Below are 21823 nucleotides of genomic sequence, written 5' to 3' on the forward strand. Positions count from 1 at the left end.
TTGGCATCCTTTTGTCATCTGGTGACGTCGCCATGCTCCTGCACATCCCCGCTCTGTTTGAGAAAGACGAAGTGCGGCGCATCCGCGAGGCTCTGGAACAAGCCGACTGGGCTGATGGAAAGATCACCGCCGGCTATCAATCGGCCAAGGCCAAGCACAATCTGCAGTTGCCGGAAGGCCATCCACTGGCCAAAGAGATTGGCGCGGCGATGCTTGAGCGCCTGTGGAAAAATCCGCTGTTCATGTCCGCCGCGCTGCCGCACAAAGTGTTCCCGCCGTTACTCAACTGCTACACGGCGGGCGGCAGTTTCGATTTCCACATCGACAACGCCGTGCGCCAGCCCAAGGGCAGTATCGAGCGCGTACGCACCGACCTGTCCGCCACGCTGTTTTTCAGCGAGCCCGAGGACTACGACGGCGGCGAACTGGAAATCCAGGACACTTTCGGCACCCAGCGGGTGAAACTGCCCGCCGGCGACATGGTGCTGTACCCCGGCACCAGCCTGCACAAGGTCAACGCGGTCACTCGTGGTGCGCGTTATGCCTCGTTCTTCTGGACCCAGAGCCTGGTGCGAGAGGACAGCCAGCGCGCCTTGCTGTTCGAGATGGACGGTGCGATCCAGCAACTGACCCACGACATGCCCGATCACCCTTCGCTGATCCGCCTTACCGGCACCTATCACAACCTCTTGCGCCGCTGGGTCGAGGTGTAAGTGGCGGACTTTCGGTTGCGTCGCGAAGAAGTCCTCGACGGCGAACGCCTCACGGCCATGCTCGAAGAAAGTCCTGCCCGCGCGGCTCAGGCAATTCTGCTGGCGGCGGGTGAGGGCGTGCTGGAGGCGCAGGCGCTGCTCGGGCAGATCCTGCTCGATGGCCACGGGATTGCTCAGGATCAGCCGTTGGCATTGCGCTGGTTTGAGATTGCTGCAGGGCAAGGTCATCTGATGGCGCGCAACATGCTCGGTCGCTGCCATGAACACGGATGGGGTTGTGTGGCGGACGCAGCAGTTGCCGCCAGGCATTATCGCGTTGCAGCAGATGAAGGGCTGGATTGGGCGATGTACAACTTCGCCAATCTGCTCGCAACCGGACGCGGTGTAGCGGTCGATCATCTTCAGGCCATGGCGTTGTATCAACGCGCTGCCGAGGCCGGTCATGCCAAGTCGATGAACTTGCTCGGGCGTTATCTGGAGGAAGGGCAAGTGTGCCCGTCGGATCCGGCAGCGGCCCGTGACTGGTATCGACGTTCGGCCGAAGGCGGAGACTTTCGCGGGCAGTTCAGCCACGCGGCAGTACTGGCGGCGGAGGGGCGCGTTGATGATGCGTTGGTCTGGCTGAAGAAAGCGCTGACCGGCGGCAACCTGAACTTCCTGCGAGTGGCCAGCCAGACGTTGGCAAGCGCAACCGATCCGCGAATCCAGGCACTGGCGCAGGCCTACGCTCGTCGTTGCGCCGAGTTACAGAACACCTGAATCGCAGCCACAAAAAAGCCCATGACACGTCATGGGCTTTTTGCATTACGCCAGCATCGCTTACACGTAGAACGACTTCAGCGGCGGAAAGCCATTGAACTCGACGGCGCTGTAGCTGGTGGTGTACGCACCGGTCGACAGCCAGTACAGGCGATCACCGATCGCCAGGTTCAGCGGCAGGCCGTACTTGTAGTTTTCGTACATGATGTCGGCGCTGTCGCAGGTCGGGCCGGCGATCACGACTTCTTCCATCTCGCCTTTCTTCTCGGTCCAGATCGGGAACTTGATCGCTTCGTCCATGGTTTCGATCAGGCCCGAGAACTTGCCCACATCGGTATAAACCCAACGCTCGACGGCGGTGCGGGATTTACGGGCGACCAGCACCACTTCACTGACCAGGATACCGGCGTTGGCGATCAGCGAACGGCCTGGCTCCAGAATGATTTCCGGCAGGTCATCACCGAAGTCTTCCTTGAGGAAGCGGATGATTTCTTCGGCATAGGTTTCCAGGCTGTTGGTGCGGGTGATGTAGTTGGCCGGGAAGCCTCCGCCCATGTTGATCAGCTTCAGGTGGATGCCGTCTTCTTCTTTCAGGCGCTCGAAAATCACTTTGACCTTGGCGATCGCCGCGTCCCAGACGCTGATGTCACGCTGTTGCGAACCAACGTGGAACGAGATGCCGTACGGCACCAGGCCCAGGTCACGGGCGAGGATCAGCAGGTCCATGGCCATGTCGGTCTGGCAGCCGAATTTGCGCGACAGTGGCCAGTCGGCCGTGGTCGAGCCTTCGGTCAGGATGCGCACATAGACTTTGGCGCCCGGTGCGGCCTTGGCGATGTTGCGCAGGTCGGCTTCCGAGTCGGTGGCGAACAGACGCACGCCCTTCTCATAGAAGTAGCGAATGTCCTTGGATTTCTTGATGGTGTTGCCGTAGCTGATCTGATCCGCGCTGACGCCACGGCTCAGCACTTTGTCCAGCTCATAGATCGAGGCGATGTCGAAGCTCGAACCCTTCTCTTTGAGCAGGTCGATGATCTCGACGGCCGGGTTGGCCTTGACCGCGTAGTAGACCTTGGCGAATTCGAAACCGGCGCGCAGGTCATCGTAAGCCTGGGCGATCATCGCGGTGTCGATCACCACGAACGGGGTTTCCTGTTTGTCGGCGAACGCCTTCATTTTCTGAAAGGTTTCGCGCGCGAAATAGTCTTCGACCTGGATCGACATACTTGGGACTCCTAGTGGCAAACGTCGTTAATCAATGGGTGCAAATGAACGTCCTCCGTATCCCCACTTTGGTTCGCCTACTTCCCAAGGCATGTCGCCGAAAGCAAAAAGGCCATGGGAAATGTAGTCTTTCTTTCCCTTGGCCTTGCTGTCTCGTCGTCAGTACTTGAGCCGGATGGATCGTTTCCAGCATGGACGTTCGGCGCGAACTTTAGGGCGTGAGGGGCCTGAGATCAACTAAAAATGTCGCGTTTTTGCACGCTTCTGACGTACGTCGCGGATATCACTCTTTGTACCCGACCGAGATGACGGCCAGATGTTCCGCAATAAATTTCAGGTGTTAAAAATACCTGCACGTTCGAAGCTGATGAGTGCCAAATCAAGGGTAAGTGTGATCGCTTCAATATCGGCGACGTTGGCTGCTAGAGAAGGATCAGGGGTGGTTTTTGGTAGTTTGGTAAGGCTCGTTTGAGGAGGTTCTGCGGGCGCTGCTGTTGAGATTTTTTTCCGCTCTGTGAGGGGAACGAAACCAGACAGTTCTTTGGGGAAGCGAGCTTGCTCGCGAAGATATTTTCACCGTCGGCGTCATTGCTAAATGACATTTCGTCTTCGCGAGCAAGCGCTCGCTCCTATAGGGCCGCGTTTTACCTCTCCACAGTCTCCACGGGCAAGACGATATTGATCTTCGTCCAACGTGAACGACTCGAACTCGGATACACGAGCAGGCAGCGACCTCGAGCCCGTGCAGGCAACCAAGAAATAATCCTTGATAAATAAGCAGTTATATATTTCTGCGATTTCGACTGTCAGAGTTGACAGGTGGCAGTCGAGGTGGTGTGGAGTACGTTATGTTCTCAGCTACTTCGGAGACTCAGATAATGAACGTGAATATGAAAGGAAATGAAACAGTAACGGCGCAACGCAATCCAGACTTTCCAGATGATGGACCACATGTCAGTGCAGTATTTTCAGCACCTATGGCTGAGCTGATATATATGGAGCAGGAAGTTGCGGCAGGTAGAGATTATCCTGGCATTTATTGGTGTGGGAGTAACTTTAGGTTAGGGCGCTGGGGAGGGTATTTTGGGTTGCAAACTAATGGTGGTGCTGTCATTGGTGGTGTGCCTTATTATAATAATAATATTTGTTCCGTTTGGGGTGTGGGGGGGGTCAATCCTGAGCTGGAGTATGGGGTTGAGGGATTGTACAGTGACATTTTTACGGGGGAGGGAGTAGGTCTGCATACTTCTCATGCGATGCCTTGGAAAGCTGGCTATGTGTATGCGACAGTTTTGCGCAGATGGTATCGGCCAGGAGACAGCTTTACGCGAGTTGCGACGTTTATGTATTCCTACGAAACAGGGAAGTGGACGCACTTTTCAACTATTAAGATTCCAGAGGGAAATGTGTCATTTGTGAATCCTACTACTGCGGGATTTCTAGAACGGTTTGGTGGAAGTGCTACGCGTTATGATGGCTTTTGGGGACCGTCCTACCGCATGAGTGCTGATGGGGTGTGGGAAAAACCGCTTTACTTCGAGGGGGCAGCAGGAGGTAATAGGCCTTGGACGTGGGATATTGTTCCTGATGGGGATCAGGCACTAGGTCGAGTGCAGGTGGTATGTGGTGGGACTAATTCAAATACTGAAAACTACAAAAAGGTCAACGTGCAGCCACACAGTGACAAGCCGGCTCCTGTGGATAATAAAATTGCTGTTATGGGGATGAATGCCCGCTATCAAAATGATGGAGTTTATGTCGAATGGGTAACTGATGATGGCCGAACCCCACAGTTTAGTCACTTGTTGCGGGTGCATACGGGCAGTGCGACAGGTCCTGTAATAGCAAGTAATACTGACTTTTTTCCGGAAAAGCGCTCTGCTGCATTTGCTATGGGCAAACCACAAGAGGAGTGTTATGTAAGTCTGGTGTTGACCGATATTTTCAATCAGCAATCGAACTATGGGTATACGAAATTATTGTAGTTTTCGGGGTTTCCTGTATTTGAGGTTTAAAGTAATTTGCTGGGTTTCGGGGTTTTTCGGTGTCGATACGCCGAAGATATTTCTTTGGTCGTAACCAATTTGGATGTTCTAAATGTATCGCCGCTCACTCGGCGAAGTGGCGGCGATATTTCTATATCAGGCTATTGCAGTGTCGGCTGGGGAAACAATACTGGTCTTTCCCACGCCACGTGATTTACCGGAACTCAGGTAAGCCGCAATCGACTCCTGAGTCACCTCGCCGAGGAATACTCGCTCGGCATCCATCACCGGCAACCACGCACGATTGAACTCGTACATGCGCGACAACAGGATGCGCAAATGCTCGTCGTAGGCAGCCGTGGCGTTGAACTCGCGCAGGAACTGCGCACAGGTGCCGGTCTGACGGTGCAGGTCACGACGGCGCACATAACCCAGTGCCTTGTTCTCGGCGTCAGTGACGACGACATAGCGACGGTCATGTTCGTCCATCAATTCCAGCGCATCGGCCACTGGCGTTTCAGGGCTGACCGACGGCGCATTGTCCGCGGCGTCCTCGGCTTTCACCAGCAGCAGACGTTTGAGAGTGCTGTCCTGGCCGACGAAGTTGCTGACGAAGTCATCTGCCGGATGGGCGAGCAGAGTGTCCGGATGGTCGATCTGCAGCAGCTTCCCGGCGCGGAAGATCGCGATCTTGTCGCCGAGCTTGATCGCTTCGTCGATGTCGTGGCTGACCATGATCACGGTCTTGTTCAGCGCGCGCTGCATCTCGAAGAACTCGTTCTGGATCATCTCGCGGTTGATCGGGTCGACCGCGCCGAACGGTTCGTCCATCAGCAACAGCGGTGCATCCGCCGCCAACGCACGGATCACGCCGATCCGTTGCTGCTGGCCACCGGACAGTTCGCGCGGGTAGCGATGCAGATACTGCTTGGGCTCAAGCTTGATCATGCTCATCAGTTCGCGGGCGCGGTCGTGGCATTTCTGTTTGTCCCAGCCGAGCAGTTTCGGCACCACGACAATGTTCTCTTCGATGGTCATGTTCGGGAACAGACCGATCTGCTGGATCACGTAGCCGATGTTGCGACGCAGGGTCACTTCGTCGAGGTCGGTGGTGTCCTCGCCGTTGATCAGGATCTTGCCCGAGGTCGGCTTGATCAGGCGGTTGATCATTTTCAGCGTGGTGCTTTTGCCGCAACCCGATGGCCCGAGGAACACACAGATTTCGCCTTCATTGACGGTCAGGCTTACCGAGTCCACGGCTTTCACATCTTTGCCGTTGCTTTGGAAGGTCTTGCTGAGGTTTTGAAGTTCGATCATTTGAGGAGTCCTTTTGGAGTCAGCGAACGTTGCAGCCACTGCAAAATGAGGTCGGCGAAGATCGCCAGAAGACTGACCAGCAGCGCGCCGACGATGAGCATCGACATGTCGCTGCGGCTGATGGAGGCGAGGATCAGCACGCCGAGACCACCGGCGCCGATGGTCGCGGCGATGGTCATCACACCGATGTTCATCACCACCGCAGTGCGCACGCCGGCGAGGATCACCGGCACGGCGATCGGCAACTCGACCATGCGCAGGCGCTGGCCGAAGGTCATGCCGATGCCGCGTGCGGCTTCACGGATGCCCGGCTCGACGCCGGTCAGGGCGAGGTAGGTGTTGCGCATGATCGGCAGCAATGAATAAAGGAACACGGCGGTGATCGCCGGCATCGGGCCGAGGCCCTGGCCGAATTTCGAGTAGAACGGCAGCAGCAGGCCGAACAGGGCAATCGACGGCACGGTCAGCAGCACCGTGGCGCTGGCCTGCAAGGGACCGGCGAGGCTCGGGAAGCGTGTCATCAGGATGCCCAGCGGCACGCCGATGAGAATCGCCAGGCTGACGGCGATGCCGACCAGGGTGATGTGCTGCCAGGTCAGGTGCATCACCTGCTGCCAGTCGAGGTGGGAAAAGGCGTTCAAAAATTCCATGACTTTTCCTCCTTTAGTTCAGTGGATGCTGGCGCAGGAAATCGGCAGCGACTTTCGACGGGCTCTCGTGATCGACATCGACCCGCGCATTGAGCTGGCGCATGGTTTCGTCATCGAACAGCTCGGCCAGCGGCTTGAGTTGCTCGGCCAGTTGCGGGTGCGCGTCGAGGTAGGCCTGACGCACGACCGGCGCTGCGGTGTAATCCGGGAAGTAATGCTTGTCGTCTTCCAGCAGCTTCAGACCGAACGCGTTGAGGCGGCCGTCGGTGGTGTAGACCAGACCGGCGAACACCTGGCCGTTACGCAGCGCGGTGTAGACCAGGCCCGCGTCCATCTGCCGGATGTTCTTGCGGGTCAGGTTCATGTCGTAGAGCTTGACCATGCCGTCCAGACCGTCGGAACGGTTGGCGAATTCGGTGTCCAGCGCGACCAGGTGATTGGTTTTGGCTTCAGCCTTCAACACGTCGTTCAACTGGCTGATGGTGTGGATTTGCGGATATTCCTCAGCCACTTTTTTCGGCAGGGCGAGGGCGTAGGTGTTGCTGAATTTCGACGGTGTCAGCCAGACCAGGCCTTTTTTCGCGTCGAGTTCTTTGACCCGGGCGTAGGACTGTGCGCTGTCGAGTTTTTCAGTCACGTGGTTGTAGGCCACCAGCGACACACCGGTGTATTCCCAGAGCATGTCCAGTTGTCCGGTTTCGTGGGCGCTGCGGGCCAGGTTGCTGCCCAGGCCTCCGGTGATCTGCGCGTCGTAGCCTTTGCTGCGCAGGTATTGCGCGGTGATTTCCGCGAGCAGGGTCTGCTCGGTGAAGACCCGGGCGCCAAGGCGAATCACCGGTTTGTCGGCGGCTTGGGCGATACCTGCGAAGAGCAGCACGCAGCCCAGAATCAAGCTAAGTCGTTTCATATTCATTCCTTCGCAAAAGCCTCAAGACGGGCGCAAACCGCGTTCCAGCCAGAGACGGCTGGCGAGGGTGACCACGCCATCGAGCAGCAGGGCCAGGAGCGCGGTGCACGCGGCGCCAAGCAGCAGTTGCGGCTGATTGTTCAGGGCGATGCCGGGAAAGATCAGGCTGCCGAGGCTGTTGGCGCCGATCAGGAAGGCCAGCGGCGCGGTACCGACGTTGATCGCCAGCGCGACCCGCACACCGCCGACGATGATCGGCACGGCGTTGGGCAATTCGACTTTCCACAGCACCTGACGCGGGGTCATGCCGATGCCGACGGCGGCTTCTTTCAGCGAGCCCTGGACGTTTTTCAGGCCTTCATAGGTGTTGCGCACAATCGGCAACAGCGAGGCGAGGAACAGAGCGAAGATCGCCGGACCGCTGCCGATGCCCAGAATCCCCAGGGCAATTGCGAGCACGGCCAGCGGTGGCACGGTGTTGCCGATGTTGAAGATCTGCATGAAGCGTTCGGCGCGTCCGACCATGGTCGGGCGGCTCAGGAAAATACCGGCGGGAATGCCCACGACCAGGGCGGCCAGCATTGAAGCGAGGACGAGAATCAGATGAGCTTGCAGGTAAAACAACAAATCGTCGCGGTAGTGTTCGATCGTGTTGATGCCGATCCAGTGGACCAGCAGGGCCAGGAGCGCGATCACCACCGCACCTCCCATCAGCCCTTTGCCATAGCGGATAGCCACAGGCGGACTCCTTTTTTTTAGTCGGCGAACGCAGTCCCGTGTGGCATGCCAAGCCTTGGCTGCCGGGACAGTCGTTCGCGAGAAGCAGCTTTTTTTCAGCCCGGCAAAAGCGGTCTGAAAGCGAGCCATGAGCGCAGCCTCGTCAGGCTAACTTGCTGATTTTTCAGCCCCTGACGAATTGTCGTAACAGGGGATGGACGTCTCCGTGCTTTAAAAGGTTCCCATCCGAGGCAGCATTTGGCCACCCTTAATGTGCTCAACGGTTCGGTTATTGAATCGAGTTGGGCTATAATCGCCGCCCTTTTTTGAATCACCGCCAGGCGATTTCCCATGACCAGACAGGCCGCCGAAGTCGCGAAACGCCGCACTTTCGCCATTATTTCCCACCCCGATGCCGGTAAAACCACCATCACCGAAAAGCTCTTGCTGATGGGCAAGGCGATTGCCGTGGCCGGTACGGTGAAATCCCGTAAATCCGACCGCCACGCGACATCCGACTGGATGGAGATGGAAAAGCAGCGGGGCATCTCGATCACCACGTCGGTCATGCAGTTCCCGTATCGCGAACACATGATCAACCTGCTCGACACCCCGGGCCACGAAGACTTCTCCGAAGACACCTACCGCACTCTGACTGCGGTGGACTCGGCATTGATGGTCCTCGACGGCGGTAAAGGTGTAGAGCCACGGACCATCGCCCTGATGGACGTCTGCCGTCTGCGTGACACGCCGATCGTCAGCTTCATCAACAAACTCGACCGCGACATCCGCGACCCGATCGAACTGCTCGACGAGATCGAAGCCGTCCTGAAGATCAAGGCTGCGCCGATCACCTGGCCGATCGGTTGCTACCGCGACTTCAAGGGTGTGTACCACCTGGCGGACGACTACATCATTGTCTACACCGCCGGTCACGGTCACGAACGCACCGAAACCAAGATCATCGAGAAGCTCGATTCCGACGAAGCACGCGCGCACCTGGGCGACGAGTACGAGCGTTTCCTCGAACAGCTGGAACTGGTGCAGGGCGCCTGCCACGAGTTCAACCAGCAGGAGTTCCTCGACGGTCAACTGACCCCGGTGTTCTTCGGTACCGCACTGGGCAACTTTGGTGTCGATCACGTACTCGACGCTGTGGTCGACTGGGCCCCGCGCCCGCTGCCACGCGTAGCCAACGAGCGCACCGTTGAGCCGGTGGAAGAGAAGTTCTCGGGCTTCATCTTCAAGATCCAGGCAAACATGGACCCGAAACACCGCGACCGCATCGCCTTCATGCGTATCTGCTCCGGCAAGTACGAGAAAGGCATGAAGATGCGCCACGTGCGTACCGGCAAGGATGTGCGTATCGGCGACGCCCTGACGTTCTTCTCCTCCGAGCGTGAACAGCTGGAAGAAGCGTACGCCGGCGACATCATCGGTCTGCACAACCACGGCACGATCCAGATCGGCGACACCTTCAGCGAAGGCGAAACCCTGGGCTTCACCGGTATCCCGCACTTCGCCCCGGAACTGTTCCGCCGCGTACGCCTGCGCGACCCGCTGAAATCCAAGCAACTGCGCCAGGGCCTGCAACAGCTCGCCGAAGAAGGCGCGACCCAGGTGTTCTTCCCGGAGCGCAGCAACGACATCATCCTCGGCGCCGTCGGTGTGCTGCAGTTCGATGTGGTCGCCAGCCGCCTGAAAGAGGAATACAAGGTCGAGTGCTCCTACGAGCCAATCACCGTGTACTCCGCGCGCTGGATCGAATGCAACGACAAGAAGAAGCTCGAGGAATTCTCCAACAAGGCGGTGGAAAACCTGGCACTGGACGGTGGCGGTCACCTGACCTACCTCGCGCCGACCCGGGTCAACCTGGCCCTGATGGAAGAGCGCTGGCCGGACGTGAAATTCCGTGCGACGCGCGAGCATCACTAAGCGCTGAGTTGCTCTATCCAAAGCCCCCGATGCGCAAGCCTCGGGGGCTTTTTGTTGGCTGCAGAAACGGTTGCTCACCAGGCGTCCGAGAGTGGCGACCTCGCTTAGCCGATCCGGTTATGAGTGTTATTCGAAAGCGGTCTGTCCACGCATGGCATTTCCGGGCAGTGGTTAGCGTCCTATCTGGTGAACCCGGCGGATCGGAACTAGATTTCAATCAGCGTCAGGTCAGCATGAATTTCTCACCTGGAACAGGATGGACTCGGCTATGAAAAACAGGTTGCTACGGGTTTTGCTGCTGTTGAAAGTGATGGTGATGCTGTCCCTCGGCACCGCGACGGCCTGGGCCGAGTGCGAGGATCACGATACCCAGGCATCGAGCGGGCAGGAGGGGCACAGCGCGCTGATGCTGGCCAAGTCCGAGTCCGAGCCGGGCGATCAGGGCCAGGGTGGCAGCGCCGACGATGACGATTCGACCACCGATGAGCCGGACTCCGACGATGCGGACGAAGGCGATAGCCAGACGTAGATTCCGCGCAAAAGAAAACCCCTTCTTTCCCGATCGATGCGCAATCGGGGCAGAAGGGGTTGGGTCAACACATCAACAACCCGCCCCGGGAAACGGGGCGGGTTTTTTCATGCCGCGCCGTCGAGGAATTGCTCGGCGTAGTGGCATGCAACCTGACGCGTGTCGAGCTGGCGCAGGGCCGGCTCCTCGCTGCTGCAACGTGCGGTGGCGTACGGGCAGCGCTTGTGGAACGCGCAGCCAGGTGGCGGGTTCAGCGGGTTGGGCAGCTCGCCGACGATCTTGATTTTCGGCTTGTCCGGATCCGGGTGGATGGTCGGGGTCGCCGACAACAGCGCCTGGGTGTACGGGTGCAGAGGACGGGCATAGATGTCGTGCTTCGGACCGATTTCCACCGGGCGACCGAGGTACATCACCATCACGTCATCAGCCACGTGCTGCACCACCGCCAGGTTGTGCGAGATGAACACGTAACCGGTGTTGAACTCCTGCTGCATGTCCATGAACAGGTTCAGCACCTGCGCCTGGATCGACACGTCCAGCGCCGAGGTCGGTTCGTCCGCCACCAGCACTTTCGGTTGCAGCATCATGGCGCGCGCCAGTGCGATACGCTGACGCTGACCGCCGGAGAACATGTGCGGATAACGCTGGTAGTGCTCGGGACGCAAGCCGACCTGCTTCATCATCGCCTGGACTTTCTCGCGACGCTCGGCGGCCGACAGGTTGGTGTTGATCAGCAGCGGCTCGGCCAGTTGATCGCCGATTTTCTGCCGTGGGTTCAACGATGCGTATGGGCTCTGGAACACCATCTGCACGTCTTTGCGCAGTTGTTTGCGCTGAGCCTTGTCGGCGCCGGCCACTTCTTGCCCGGCGATTTTCAGCGAGCCGGACGACGGCTCTTCGATCAGGGTCAAGGCGCGGGCGAGGGTGGATTTGCCGCAGCCGGATTCACCGACGACGGCGAGGGTCTTGCCGGCTTCCAGCTCGAACGACACGCCGTTGAGGGCGCGCACGGTGGCGTGGCCCTTGAACAGGCCACGGGAGACTTCGTAGTGACGGGTCAGGTCGCGGGCGGTAAGTACGACGGCCATTACGCCACCTCCTGGTTCAACGGATAGAAGCAGCGGGCGAGGCTGTGGCTTTTCGGGTCAAGGGTCGGACGTTGCGCGCGGCAGCTGTCCTGCACGTACGGGCAGCGCGGCGACAGCAGGCAGCCTTGCGGGCGGTCGTAACGGCCGGGAACGATGCCCGGCAGAGTGGCCAGACGCTCGGCCCCTTGGCTGTGTTCCGGAATCGCCTTGAGCAGCGCTTCGCTGTACGGGTGCGCCGGGATGTCGAACAGTTGCGGCACCTGACCGACTTCAACGGCTTGACCGGCGTACATCACGCACACGCGCTGGGCGGTTTCGGCCACCACGGCGAGGTCGTGGGTGATCAGCACCAGGCCCATGTTCTGCTCTTTCTGCAACGCCAGCAGCAGGTCCATGATCTGCGCCTGAATCGTCACGTCGAGTGCGGTGGTCGGTTCGTCGGCGATCAGCAGTTTCGGCTCGCCGGCAATCGCCATGGCAATCGCCACACGCTGGCTCATGCCGCCTGACAGTTGGTGCGGATAGGCGTCCATACGGCTGGCCGCACCCGGGATTTCGACTTTTTCCAGCAGTTCGATCGCACGCTTGCGCGCTTGCTTGCCGGACATTTTCAGGTGCAGGCGCAGCACTTCTTCGATCTGGAAACCGACGGTGTAGCTCGGGTTCAGCGCGGTCATCGGGTCCTGGAACACCATCGCCAGGTCTTTGCCGACGATCTGCCGACGCTGGCGGTTGTTCAGCTTGAGCATGTTCTTGCCGTCGAAGCTCAGCGAGTCGGCGGTGACGATCCCCGGGTGCTCGATCAGGCCCATCAGCGCCATCATGGTCACGGACTTGCCGGAACCCGACTCGCCCACGATCGCCAGGACTTCGCCCTTGTCGACTTTCAGGTCGAGGCCGTCGACGACCGGGGTGGCGTTCTTGTCGCCGAAGCGAACGTTGAGATTCTTGATTTCTAACAGTGACATGGGAATCTCCTCAGGCGGCGTTCTTGAGTTTCGGGTCCAGCGCATCGCGCAGGCCGTCGCCCATCAAGTTGATTGCCAGCACGCTGAGCAAAATGGTCAAACCAGGCAGACTCACTACCCACCAGGCGCGTTCGATGTAGTCGCGGGCCGAAGCCAGCATGGTGCCCCACTCAGGGGTTGGCGGCTGGACGCCGAGGCCGAGGAAGCCCAGAGCGGCGGCATCGAGAATCGCCGAGGAGAAGCTCAAAGTCGCCTGAACGATCAGCGGTGCCATGCAGTTAGGCAGCACGGTGATGAACATCAGACGTGGCAGACCGGCACCGGCCAGGCGCGCGGCGGTCACGTAGTCGCGGTTCAGTTCACCCATCACGGCGGCACGGGTCAGACGCACGTAGGACGGCAAGGACACCACGGCAATCGCGATCACGGTGTTGATCAGGCCTGGGCCGAGGATGGCGACGATCGCCACGGCCAGCAGCAGCGACGGCAGGGCCAGCATGATGTCCATCAGACGCATGATGGTCGGGCCGACCACTTTCGGGAAGAAACCGGCGAACAGACCCAGCAGGATCCCCGGGATCAGCGACATCACCACCGACGACAGGCCGATCAGCAGCGACAGGCGCGAACCCTGGATCAGACGCGACAGCAGGTCGCGGCCCAGCTCATCGGTGCCGAGCAGGAATTGCATCTGCCCGCCTTCGAGCCACGCCGGCGGCGTCAGCAGGAAGTCGCGGTATTGCTCGCTCGGGTTATGCGGGGCGACCCACGGCGCGAAGATCGCGCAGAAAATCACCAGCAGCATGAACAGCAGGCCGGCGACGGCGCCCTTGTTCTTGGCGAAGGCCTGCCAGAACTCTTTGTACGGAGACGGGTACAGCAGACTTTGATCCACGGCGGTGGCAGCGGTGGCTACTGAGGAAGTTGGAGTGCTCATGGGTATTGACCTCAGCGCTGATGACGGATGCGTGGGTTGGCAAAGCCGTAGAGGATATCCACCACGAAGTTGACCAGAATCACCAGGCAGGCGATTAACAGGATGCCGTTTTGCACAACCGGGTAGTCCCGGGCGCCTATGGCTTCGATCAGCCATTTACCGATGCCGGGCCAGGAGAAGATGGTTTCGGTCAGGACCGCACCGGCCAGCAGGGTGCCGACTTGCAGGCCGACCACGGTCAGCACCGGGATCAGCGCGTTGCGCAGGCCGTGCACGAACACCACGCGCGACGGCGACAGGCCTTTGGCCTTGGCGGTACGGATGTAGTCCTCACGCAGCACTTCGAGCATCGACGAACGGGTCATCCGCGCGATCACCGCCAGCGGAATGGTGCCCAGCACGATGGCCGGCAGGATCAGGTGGTGCAGGGCATCGAGGAACGCGCCCATGTCATCGGCCAGCAGGGTGTCGATCAGCATGAAACCGGTGCGCGGCTCGATGTCGTAAAGCAGGTCGATCCGCCCGGACACCGGGGTCCAGCCCAGGCTCACCGAGAAGAACATGATGAGGATCAGGCCCCACCAGAAGATCGGCATCGAATAACCCGCGAGGGAGATGCCCATCACCCCGTGGTCGAACAGGGATCCTCGCTTGAGGGCCGCGATCACCCCGGCCAGCAGGCCCAGGATGCCGGCGAACAGCAGGGCGGCCATGGACAGTTCCAGGGTCGCCGGGAAGAGGGAGGTGAACTCGGTCCATACGCTCTCACGGGTGCGCAGGGATTCGCCGAGGTCGCCGTGGGCCAGTTTGCCGATGTAGTCCAGGTACTGGGCGTACAGCGGTTTGTTCAGACCGAGGCGTTCCATTGCCTGAGCGTGCATTTCGGGGTCGACCCGACGTTCGCCCATCATCACTTCCACGGGGTCGCCGGGAATCATGCGAATCAACGCGAAAGTCAGCAAGGTGATGCCGAAAAACGTGGGGATCAATAACCCCAGTCGGCGGGCAATAAAACTAAACATCGTGTGTGGTACCTCATCAGCCGGTTAGGCGTGCCCGGCGCCCCTGGGGTCAGGGGCGCCGGGAGTTTCTTATCTACTTCACCTGGGTGGTGGCGAAGTTATTGGTTGTCAGAGGGCTGATGTGATAACCCTCTACGTTGTTGCGCATTGCGGTGAACATGCGGGTGTGGGCCATGCTGATCCACGGTTGGTCCTGATTGAAGATCACCTGGGCTTCTTCATACAGTTTGGCGCGTTCGGCCGGATCTACTTTAGCCCGTGCTTCGTCGAGCAGGGCCTGGAATTTCTCGTTGCACCAGCGCGCGTAGTTTTCGCCGTTCTTGGCGGCTTCGCAACTGAGCATAGGCGTCAGGAAGTTATCCGGGTCGCCGTTGTCGCCCGCCCATCCGGCCGAAACCATGTCGTGCTCGCCGGCCTTGGCGCGTTTGAGCATCTCGCCCCATTCCATCACGCGGATGTCGATCTTGATCCCGACTTTCGCCAGGTCAGCCTGCATCATCTGCGCACCCAGCATCGGGTTCGGGTTGGTCGGGCCGCCGCCGTTGCGGGTGAACAGGGTGAAGGTGGTGCCTTCCGGTACGCCGGCTTCCTTGAGCAGGGCGCGAGCCTTGTCGAGGTCACGTGGCGGGTTTTTCAGCTCGTGGTTGTAGCCCAGCAGGGTCGGCGGGTACGGGTTGACCGCAACGGTCGCGTTGCCTTTGCCGAACAGGGCGTTGACGTAGACTTCCTTGTCGAAGGCGATGTCGATCGCTTTGCGCACCCGCACGTCGCTGATGTACTTGTGCTGGGTGTTCATGGCGATGTACGAGACGGTCATCGCATCCAGTTCATCGACTTTCAGGTTGCTGTCTTTCTTGATGCTCGGGATGTCATCCGGTTTCGGGTACAGCGCGATCTGGCACTCGTTGGCCTTGAGCTTCTGCAGACGCACGTTGTTGTCGGTGGCAATCGCCAGGATCAGCGCGTCAGCCGGGGCCTTGCCGCGGAAGTAGTCCGGGTTGGCCTTGAAGCGAACCTGGGCGTCCTTGGCGTAACGCTGGAAGATGAACGGGCCGGTGCCGACCGGTTTGTTGTTCAGGTCGCCAGTCTTGTTGGCCTTGAGCAACTGGTCGGCGTATTCGGCCGGATAGATCGAGGAGAACGCCATGGCGATGTCGGCCAGGAACGGCGCTTCGCGGCGGGTCAGGGTGAACTTGACGGTGTTGTCGTCGACTTTCTCGACGCTTTTGAGCAGTTCCTTGAAGCCCATGCTTTCAAAGTACGGGAAGCCAACGCTCGACAGCTTGTGCCAAGGATGATTCGGGTCCAGCTGACGCTGGAAACTCCAGACCACGTCGTCGGCGTTCATGTCGCGGGTCGGCTTGAAATATTCGGTGGTGTGAAACTTGACGCCTTTGCGCAGATGGAACGTGTAGGTCAGGCCGTCTTCGCTGATGTCCCAGGACTCGGCCAGCGCCGGAATCACTTCGGTGGTGCCGGGCTTGAAGTCCGCCAGACGGTTGAAGATGGTTTCGGCCACCGCGTCGGCAGTGACTGCAGTCGTGTACTGGACCATATCGAAGCCTTCCGGACTGGCTTCGGTGCAGACCACCAAGGGTTTGGCCGAGACGCCGACAGCGACACTCAGCAACGCAGCCGCGATGGCCGCACGTAGGGGAAGCATTTTCATCAAGAACCCTCTGCAATCGGTTGAAGACAAAAAGCCGAACGGCCGACTCGTCACTGAGTCAGCCGTCGGCTGGCGTTTTTACAGGATGTTGAACGGAACGGTGGTCACCAGACGGAACTCGTTGATGCTGCCGTCAGCCTGGTTTTCGCTGGCGCGGTGCGCGGTGTAGGTCGCACGAACGGTAGTGGCTTTCAGAGGACCGCTCTGTACGGCATAAGAGGCGCCGATGCCGTATTCATAGTGGTGCTCGCCGTCCATCGACTGCACGCCGTCGTAGCCGCCACCCTTGTAGTGAGTGCCGTCGATGCCCCAGCCGCGGGCCTGGTAGATGTTGAACTTCAGGCCTGGCACGCCGTATTCGGCCATGTTCAGACCGTAGGCCACCTGGAAGGATTTCTCGTTCGGGCCGTTGAAGTCCGACAGCAGGGAGTTGGCCAGGTAGATGCCGTTGGTTTCGTGCAGGTAGTCGAAGTACTCGTTACCGTTCACTTCCTGGTAGGAGAAGGTCAGGGTATGCGCCTGGTGAGTCAGGCCGAACGACAGGGAGTAGGTGTCGTTGTCGATTTCACCGAGTTTTTTCTTACCTTCGTCCACGGTCTTGTAGTAGTTCAGACCGGTGGTCAGGGCCAGAACCGAGCTGTCACCCAGCACGTGGGTGGCGCCGAAGTAGTACTGGTTCCACAGGTCTTCGGCCTGGGTGCCCCACAGGCTAGTGGTCAGGCTGGCGAACGGCTGATACGAGATGCCGCCGGTGTGAACGTGGTCGGCTTCGGCATCGATCGCGCCATATTCGGAGCGGAATTTGCTCAGGCTTTCTTCGGTTCGCGGCGAAACGCGGTCGAACGAGGCCAGGTCGAAGGACAGGTTGTTCAACTCTTCGCTGTGGATCGCGATACCTTCGAAGCTCGATGGCAGCGGACGGTTGCCGATCACGTCGACCTGCGGGCTGCTGAAGTTCATGCGGCCGGCGGTCAGGGTGGTGTTGGAGATACGCGCCTTGACGTTGGCCAGGCCGACTTTGCTCCACTGGCCCTGGGCTTCGCCGCCTTCACGGGTCAGGGTACGGTTGTTGCCTGCGCCTGGACGGGTGCCCGGTGCGCCACCGTTATTGGACGCCAGGTTCTCGCGGTCACGCTCCAGCGCGATGGCGTTGTACGCCGCCACTTCGGTGCTGAAACCGACGGTGCCTTCGGTGAAGCCCGAGTTGTACTTGACGATGGTGCCTTGCACCCAGTTGATACGACGATCGGTCGGGGTGGCCACGCCATCCTTGCGATAGGTGAACTTGCCGCCGCGTTTCAGTTGTTCGTTGGCGTACCAGTTACGGGTCGAGCCGCTGATCGACTGACCTTCGAGGAAGCCGGTGGCTTCAGCCTGGGCGCTCTTCTCGTTGACGGTCACCGGAGTGAACGCCTGGCTTTGGGTTTCCGCGTAAGCCGTGGCGGTGATGCTGCTGATGGCCAAGGCCAGTATCGCGGTATTGCTCAGTTTCATGGGTGAAGCTCCTTTACTTTCTTTTTATGCCGGCTTTTTTGGGTTGGCCGGTTATTGGTTTAGAACTCATTCACACATCGCAAACGTTTGCAAAAGGCCAGATTGGCGAATTTCGGCAAAGCGCTTGCGTGAGGGGGTAGACGGCCCCCTCAGCATTGCGGCTAATCGGTTGTTTGTTTAATCGATGCTGACACCCGAAAACACGTTGCGACCGAACGGGCTCACCTTGAACCCTTCGACTTTGGCGCTCAGCGGCTGGTTGACCGTCGAGTGGGCGACAGGCGTGATCGGCACTTGCTGCTTGAGCAGTTGCTGGGCCTGTTTGTAGAGCACGGTGCGCTGGTCACGGTCGGTGACGACCTTGGCCTGTTTGATCAGCTTGTCGTAAGCCGGATCGCACCACATGGAGTAGTTGTTGCCGCCGATGGCGTCGCAGCTGTACAGCGTGCCGAGCCAGTTGTCCGGGTCCCCGTTGTCACCGGTCCAGCCGATCAGGCTGATGTCGTGCTCGCCATTCTTGGTGCGCTTGATGTACTCGCCCCATTCGTAGCTGACGATCTTCACTTTCAGACCGATCTTGGCCCAGTCCGCCTGGAGCATCTCGGCCATCAGTTTGGCGTTCGGGTTGTACGGACGTTGTACCGGCATCGCCCATAAGGTGATCTCGGTGCCTTCCTTGACGCCGGCAGCCTTGAGCAGCTCTTTGGCTTTTTCCGGGTTGTAGGCGGCGTCCTTGATGGTGTCGTCGTAGGACCATTGGGTCGGCGGCATGGCGTTGACGGCCAGTTGGCCGGCGCCTTGATAAACAGCGTTGAGAATCCCCTGTTTATTTACTGCCATATCCAGCGCCTGACGCACTTCGAGCTGGTCGAACGGCTTGTGACGGACGTTGTAGGCGATGTAGCCAAGGTTGAAGCCCGGCTTCTCGATCAATTGCAGTTTCGGATCGTTCTTCAGTGCCGGCACATCGGCAGGGCGCGGGTGCAGGGTGATCTGGCATTCGCCGGCCTTGAGCTTTTGCACGCGCACCGAGGCGTCGGTATTGATCGCAAAAATCAGGTTCTTCAGCTTCACCCGGCTCGGATCCCAGTAATGCGGGTTGCCGGTGTAACGGATGTTCGAATCTTTCTGGTAGCTCTTGAACACGAACGGGCCAGTGCCGATCGGCTTCTGGTTGATGTCGCTCGGCTTGCCTTCGGCCAGCAGCTTGTCGGCGTATTCGGCAGACAGGATGGCGGCGAAGCTCATGGCAATGTTCTGGATGAACGCGGCGTCGACGCTGTTGAGCGTGAACTGCACGGTCAGCGGCCCGGTCTTTTCGACCTTGGCGATGTTCTTGTTGAGGCTCATCCCATTGAAATACGGAAACTCGGTCGGATAAGCCTTACGGAATGGCTGTTGCGGATCGAGCATGCGGTTAAACGTGAACAGCACGTCGTCGGCGTTGAAATCGCGCGTAGGTTTGAAGTACGGCGTTGTATGAAATTTCACACCTTCGCGCAGGTGAAAGGTGTACTTGAGACCATCCTCGGAAATATCCCAGCTGGTTGCCAGGCCCGGTACGACATTGGTCGCGCCTTTTTCAAACTCGGCCAGTCGGTTGTACAACGGTTCGGCGGCGTCGTTATCGGTCGCCGTCGTGTACTGCGCGGTATCGAAACCGGCCGGACTGCCTTCGGAGCAGAACACCAGACTGTTGCTGGCGGCGTAACTGGCAGACGTGGCGGCCAACAGGCCGGCGCCCAGCAATGCGGAAAAAACCAAGGTATGGCGCATGACGCTCCCTCTTTTTTTAGTGTTTTTCAATGCGCCGCGATCCCGTCCAGGGACGTTGTGGCCGCATTGAGCTCAAACCAACAGCAAACCGATAGCCCACGCAGTCACTGGTCAGAACCCGACGGTAGGGGCCGTGGGTCTGGCAGTAAATGCGCTGAGTCCTAAAGACTCGTAGGAAAAGGCAACGCGTCCTAACCCAACCTAGTAAGACTGGTTAGAAAGGGCTGTAGGCAAATTCCTGACTTCTCGGCAAAAAAACAGCGGCGACGCTGAAAACGTCGCCGCTGCTTCTTTTATTTGCTGACGCTGACGCCGTAGAAGGAGTTCAAGCCGAATGGGCTGATCTTGAAGTCCTGCACGTTGGCGCGCATGGGTTGATACACCGTCGAGTGAGCGATAGGTGTCATAGGGACTGCATCTTTGAGGACGTGCTGCGCCTCTTTGTAGAGTTCGGTGCGCTTGGCCTGGTCAGTGGTGCGCTTGGCTTCTTTCACGAGGCCGTCGAATTTCTTGTCGCACCATTTGGAGAAGTTGTTGCCACTCAGGGAGTCGCAACCAAACAACACGTTGAGCCAGTTGTCCGGATCACCATTGTCACCGCTCCAGCCAATGATCATCGCCTGGTTCTCGCCGCCTTTGGAGCGCTTGATGTACTCGCCCCACTCGTAGCTCTGAATCTTCACGTTCAGACCGATTTTCTTCCAGTCGGACTGGAGCATTTCGGCCATCAGTTTGGCGTTCGGGTTGTACGGACGCTGAACCGGCATCGCCCACAGAACGATCTCGGTACCTTCCTTGACGCCGGCTTCCTTGAGCAGCTGTTTGGCTTTCTCAGGATCGTACTTGGCGTCCTTGATGGTGGTGTCGTAGGACCACTGGGTCGGCGGCATGGCGTTGACGGCCAGTTGGCCTGCGCCCTGGTAAACCGAATCGATGATCTGTGGCTTGTTGACCGACATGTCCAGCGCCTGGCGAACGCGCAGGTCGGCCAGCGGGTTGGCTTCGTTGCTGCCCTTGACCTTGTCCATCACGTTGTAGGCGATGTAGCCCAGGTTGAAGCCGGCCTGGTCAGGCATCTTCAGCGCAGGATCGGCTTTCAGTGCCGCGAGGTCGGCCGGACGCGGGAACAGGGTGACCTGGCACTCGTTCTTCTTCAGCTTCTGGATACGTACCGACGGGTCGGTGGTGATGGCGAAGATCAGGTTGTCGATCTTCACGTCTTCAGGCTTCCAGTAGTCCTTGTTGCCGGTATAGCGGATGTTGGAGTCTTTCTGGTAGCTCTTGAACACGAAAGGACCAGTGCCGATCGGCTTCTGGTTGATGTCGGCAGCCTTGCCTTCTTTCAGCAGCTGGGCTGCGTACTCGGCGGACTGGATCGACGCGAAGCTCATGGCCATGTTCTGGATGAACGCGGCATCGACTTCTTTCAGGGTGAACTTGACGGTGTGGTCGTCGACTTTATCGATCTTGGTGATGTTGGTGTCCATCCCCATGTCGGTGAAGTACGGGAATTCGGTCGGGTACGCCTTACGGAACGGGTCATCCTTGTTAATCATGCGATTGAAGGTGAACAGCACGTCGTCGGCGTTGAACTCACGAGTCGGCTTGAAATACGGGGTGGTGTGGAACTTGACGCCTTCGCGCAGGTGGAAGGTGTAAGTCAGGCCGTCATCCGAGATGTCCCACTTGGTCGCCAGCCCAGGAATCACGGCGGTACCGCCACGCTCGAACTGGGTCAGACGGTTGAACATGGTTTCGGCTGAGGCGTCGAAGTCGGTTCCGGTGGTGTACTGGCCTGGATCGAAACCGGCCGGGCTGCCTTCGGAGCAGAACACCAGGTTAGTCGCAGCGGTGGCGAAAGGTGCGGAGGCTAACAAGCCTGCGCCGACTAAAAACGGAATGACCGCGTGTTTAAGCATGTTGGCCTCATGATTTGTTGTCATTTTTTAGTAGTGAGGTACGACCTCGTGAGTCGTGCCTGCGGATACTTATGCAGGGCCCATACCCAATGCAAGATCCAGAGCGCTCGGCGGCCTCAAAGCGTGGCACGAACGTACCTTAATGTCGCATCCGTATAACTTCTGACGCATTTGACCGTTTGCGACCGGTTTTTACGGTGCAAATGGAGCCCCA

General features: G+C 59.0%; 18 protein-coding genes. 5 read left to right on the forward strand and 13 right to left on the reverse strand.

Features of this window, described 5'->3' with window-relative positions:
- Positions 1–32: 32 nt before the first annotated feature.
- Together QRN46_RS17665 and QRN46_RS17670 are read left to right on the forward strand one after the other, a co-directional pair.
- Entirely contained in the window at positions 33–713 is a 681-nt protein-coding gene (locus tag QRN46_RS17665) for a Fe2+-dependent dioxygenase (protein ID WP_011332426.1), read from the forward strand.
- Positions 714–1472 (forward strand): tetratricopeptide repeat protein, encoded by a 759-nt coding sequence (locus QRN46_RS17670; protein ID WP_285356250.1) that lies wholly within the window; start codon positions 714–716, stop codon positions 1470–1472.
- 60 nt (positions 1473–1532) lie between these two features.
- On the opposite strand, the gene QRN46_RS17675 is transcribed toward QRN46_RS17670, so the two are convergent.
- Entirely contained in the window at positions 1533–2696 is a 1164-nt protein-coding gene (locus tag QRN46_RS17675) for a type III PLP-dependent enzyme (RefSeq protein WP_007953693.1), read from the reverse strand.
- An 878-nt stretch (positions 2697–3574) separates the two neighbouring features.
- Between QRN46_RS17675 and QRN46_RS17680 the strand changes: the two genes are divergently transcribed.
- A complete protein-coding gene (locus QRN46_RS17680; RefSeq protein WP_181457906.1) occupies positions 3575–4681 on the forward strand; it encodes a DUF3472 domain-containing protein in 1107 nt (368 codons plus the stop codon).
- 156 nt (positions 4682–4837) lie between these two features.
- Here the strand turns inward: QRN46_RS17680 and QRN46_RS17685 are convergent, their stop codons facing one another.
- The 4 genes from QRN46_RS17685 to QRN46_RS17700 are packed head-to-tail and all read right to left on the reverse strand — an operon-like array spanning position 4838 to position 8266.
- The gene (locus QRN46_RS17685) at positions 4838–5998 is read right to left on the reverse strand and encodes an osmoprotectant ABC transporter ATP-binding protein OsmV (RefSeq protein WP_011332429.1); all 1161 of its coding nucleotides are present in this window, start codon (positions 5996–5998) and stop codon (positions 4838–4840) included.
- The gene (locus QRN46_RS17690; protein ID WP_007953690.1) at positions 5995–6648 is read right to left on the reverse strand and encodes an ABC transporter permease; all 654 of its coding nucleotides are present in this window, start codon (positions 6646–6648) and stop codon (positions 5995–5997) included. The genes QRN46_RS17685 and QRN46_RS17690 overlap by 4 nt, the downstream gene beginning before the upstream one ends.
- 13 nt (positions 6649–6661) lie before the next feature.
- Complete coding sequence (locus QRN46_RS17695; RefSeq protein WP_085654604.1) at positions 6662–7555, reverse strand: glycine betaine ABC transporter substrate-binding protein; 894 nt, start codon at positions 7553–7555, stop codon at positions 6662–6664.
- Positions 7556–7576: 21 nt separating this feature from the next.
- Positions 7577–8266 (reverse strand): ABC transporter permease, encoded by a 690-nt coding sequence (locus QRN46_RS17700; protein ID WP_172667905.1) that lies wholly within the window; start codon positions 8264–8266, stop codon positions 7577–7579.
- Between the two features lie 357 nt (positions 8267–8623).
- On the opposite strand from QRN46_RS17700, the gene QRN46_RS17705 reads away from it, so the two are divergent.
- Positions 8624–10207 carry a peptide chain release factor 3 gene (locus QRN46_RS17705; protein WP_285356258.1) on the forward strand — a complete coding sequence of 528 codons (1584 nt, stop codon included), beginning with the start codon at positions 8624–8626 and terminating at the stop codon, positions 10205–10207.
- Between the two features lie 268 nt (positions 10208–10475).
- On the forward strand, positions 10476–10736 hold the full coding sequence (locus QRN46_RS17710; RefSeq protein WP_011332432.1) for a hypothetical protein: 261 nt from the start codon (positions 10476–10478) through the stop codon (positions 10734–10736).
- A gap of 107 nt (positions 10737–10843) precedes the next feature.
- Here QRN46_RS17710 and QRN46_RS17715 read toward each other — a convergent pair whose 3' ends face one another.
- The 8 genes from QRN46_RS17715 to QRN46_RS17750 all read right to left on the reverse strand — a co-directional run bounded on the left by QRN46_RS17715 (position 10844) and on the right by QRN46_RS17750 (position 21609).
- On the reverse strand, positions 10844–11824 hold the full coding sequence (locus QRN46_RS17715; RefSeq protein WP_007953682.1) for a peptide ABC transporter ATP-binding protein: 981 nt from the start codon (positions 11822–11824) through the stop codon (positions 10844–10846).
- Positions 11824–12792 (reverse strand): ABC transporter ATP-binding protein, encoded by a 969-nt coding sequence (locus tag QRN46_RS17720; RefSeq protein WP_011332433.1) that lies wholly within the window; start codon positions 12790–12792, stop codon positions 11824–11826. The genes QRN46_RS17715 and QRN46_RS17720 overlap by 1 nt, the downstream gene beginning before the upstream one ends.
- 10 nt (positions 12793–12802) lie before the next feature.
- Positions 12803–13729, reverse strand: a complete 927-nt coding sequence (locus QRN46_RS17725) for an ABC transporter permease subunit (RefSeq protein WP_011332434.1) — start codon at positions 13727–13729, stop codon at positions 12803–12805.
- Positions 13730–13740: 11 nt separating this feature from the next.
- On the reverse strand, positions 13741–14751 hold the full coding sequence (locus tag QRN46_RS17730; protein ID WP_007953665.1) for an ABC transporter permease subunit: 1011 nt from the start codon (positions 14749–14751) through the stop codon (positions 13741–13743).
- Positions 14752–14824: 73 nt separating this feature from the next.
- Positions 14825–16420 carry an ABC transporter substrate-binding protein gene (locus QRN46_RS17735; protein ID WP_285356265.1) on the reverse strand — a complete coding sequence of 532 codons (1596 nt, stop codon included), beginning with the start codon at positions 16418–16420 and terminating at the stop codon, positions 14825–14827.
- A 78-nt stretch (positions 16421–16498) separates the two neighbouring features.
- Positions 16499–17914, reverse strand: coding sequence for an OprD family porin (locus QRN46_RS17740; RefSeq protein ID WP_011332436.1), 1416 nt, complete (start codon positions 17912–17914; stop codon positions 16499–16501).
- Between the two features lie 177 nt (positions 17915–18091).
- Complete coding sequence (locus QRN46_RS17745) at positions 18092–19690, reverse strand: ABC transporter substrate-binding protein (RefSeq protein ID WP_201819010.1); 1599 nt, start codon at positions 19688–19690, stop codon at positions 18092–18094.
- A 293-nt stretch (positions 19691–19983) separates the two neighbouring features.
- Positions 19984–21609, reverse strand: coding sequence for an ABC transporter substrate-binding protein (locus tag QRN46_RS17750; protein ID WP_285356270.1), 1626 nt, complete (start codon positions 21607–21609; stop codon positions 19984–19986).
- Positions 21610–21823: the final 214 nt, after the last annotated feature.

The sequence above is a fragment of the Pseudomonas sp. lyk4-R2A-10 genome, assembly GCF_030209075.1.
GTDB classification, from domain to species: Bacteria; Pseudomonadota; Gammaproteobacteria; order Pseudomonadales; family Pseudomonadaceae; genus Aquipseudomonas; species Aquipseudomonas glycinae.

Excerpts from the sequence above, each read along its gene's own strand:
- QRN46_RS17730 (WP_007953665.1), bottom strand. The coding sequence starts at position 14,751 with ATGTTTAGTTTTATTGCCCGCCGACTGGGGTTATTGATCCCCACGTTT.
- QRN46_RS17735 (WP_285356265.1), bottom strand. The coding sequence starts at position 16,420 with ATGAAAATGCTTCCCCTACGTGCGGCCATCGCGGCTGCGTTGCTGAGT.
- QRN46_RS17680 (WP_181457906.1), top strand. The coding sequence starts at position 3,575 with ATGAACGTGAATATGAAAGGAAATGAAACAGTAACGGCGCAACGCAAT.
- QRN46_RS17665 (WP_011332426.1), top strand. The coding sequence starts at position 33 with ATGCTCCTGCACATCCCCGCTCTGTTTGAGAAAGACGAAGTGCGGCGC.
- QRN46_RS17690 (WP_007953690.1), bottom strand. The coding sequence starts at position 6,648 with ATGGAATTTTTGAACGCCTTTTCCCACCTCGACTGGCAGCAGGTGATG.
- QRN46_RS17705 (WP_285356258.1), top strand. The coding sequence starts at position 8,624 with ATGACCAGACAGGCCGCCGAAGTCGCGAAACGCCGCACTTTCGCCATT.
- QRN46_RS17715 (WP_007953682.1), bottom strand. The coding sequence starts at position 11,824 with ATGGCCGTCGTACTTACCGCCCGCGACCTGACCCGTCACTACGAAGTC.
- QRN46_RS17750 (WP_285356270.1), bottom strand. The coding sequence starts at position 21,609 with ATGCTTAAACACGCGGTCATTCCGTTTTTAGTCGGCGCAGGCTTGTTA.
- QRN46_RS17695 (WP_085654604.1), bottom strand. The coding sequence starts at position 7,555 with ATGAAACGACTTAGCTTGATTCTGGGCTGCGTGCTGCTCTTCGCAGGT.
- QRN46_RS17685 (WP_011332429.1), bottom strand. The coding sequence starts at position 5,998 with ATGATCGAACTTCAAAACCTCAGCAAGACCTTCCAAAGCAACGGCAAA.
- QRN46_RS17720 (WP_011332433.1), bottom strand. The coding sequence starts at position 12,792 with ATGTCACTGTTAGAAATCAAGAATCTCAACGTTCGCTTCGGCGACAAG.
- QRN46_RS17740 (WP_011332436.1), bottom strand. The coding sequence starts at position 17,914 with ATGAAACTGAGCAATACCGCGATACTGGCCTTGGCCATCAGCAGCATC.
- QRN46_RS17725 (WP_011332434.1), bottom strand. The coding sequence starts at position 13,729 with ATGAGCACTCCAACTTCCTCAGTAGCCACCGCTGCCACCGCCGTGGAT.
- QRN46_RS17700 (WP_172667905.1), bottom strand. The coding sequence starts at position 8,266 with ATGGGAGGTGCGGTGGTGATCGCGCTCCTGGCCCTGCTGGTCCACTGG.
- QRN46_RS17675 (WP_007953693.1), bottom strand. The coding sequence starts at position 2,696 with ATGTCGATCCAGGTCGAAGACTATTTCGCGCGCGAAACCTTTCAGAAA.
- QRN46_RS17745 (WP_201819010.1), bottom strand. The coding sequence starts at position 19,690 with ATGCGCCATACCTTGGTTTTTTCCGCATTGCTGGGCGCCGGCCTGTTG.
- QRN46_RS17710 (WP_011332432.1), top strand. The coding sequence starts at position 10,476 with ATGAAAAACAGGTTGCTACGGGTTTTGCTGCTGTTGAAAGTGATGGTG.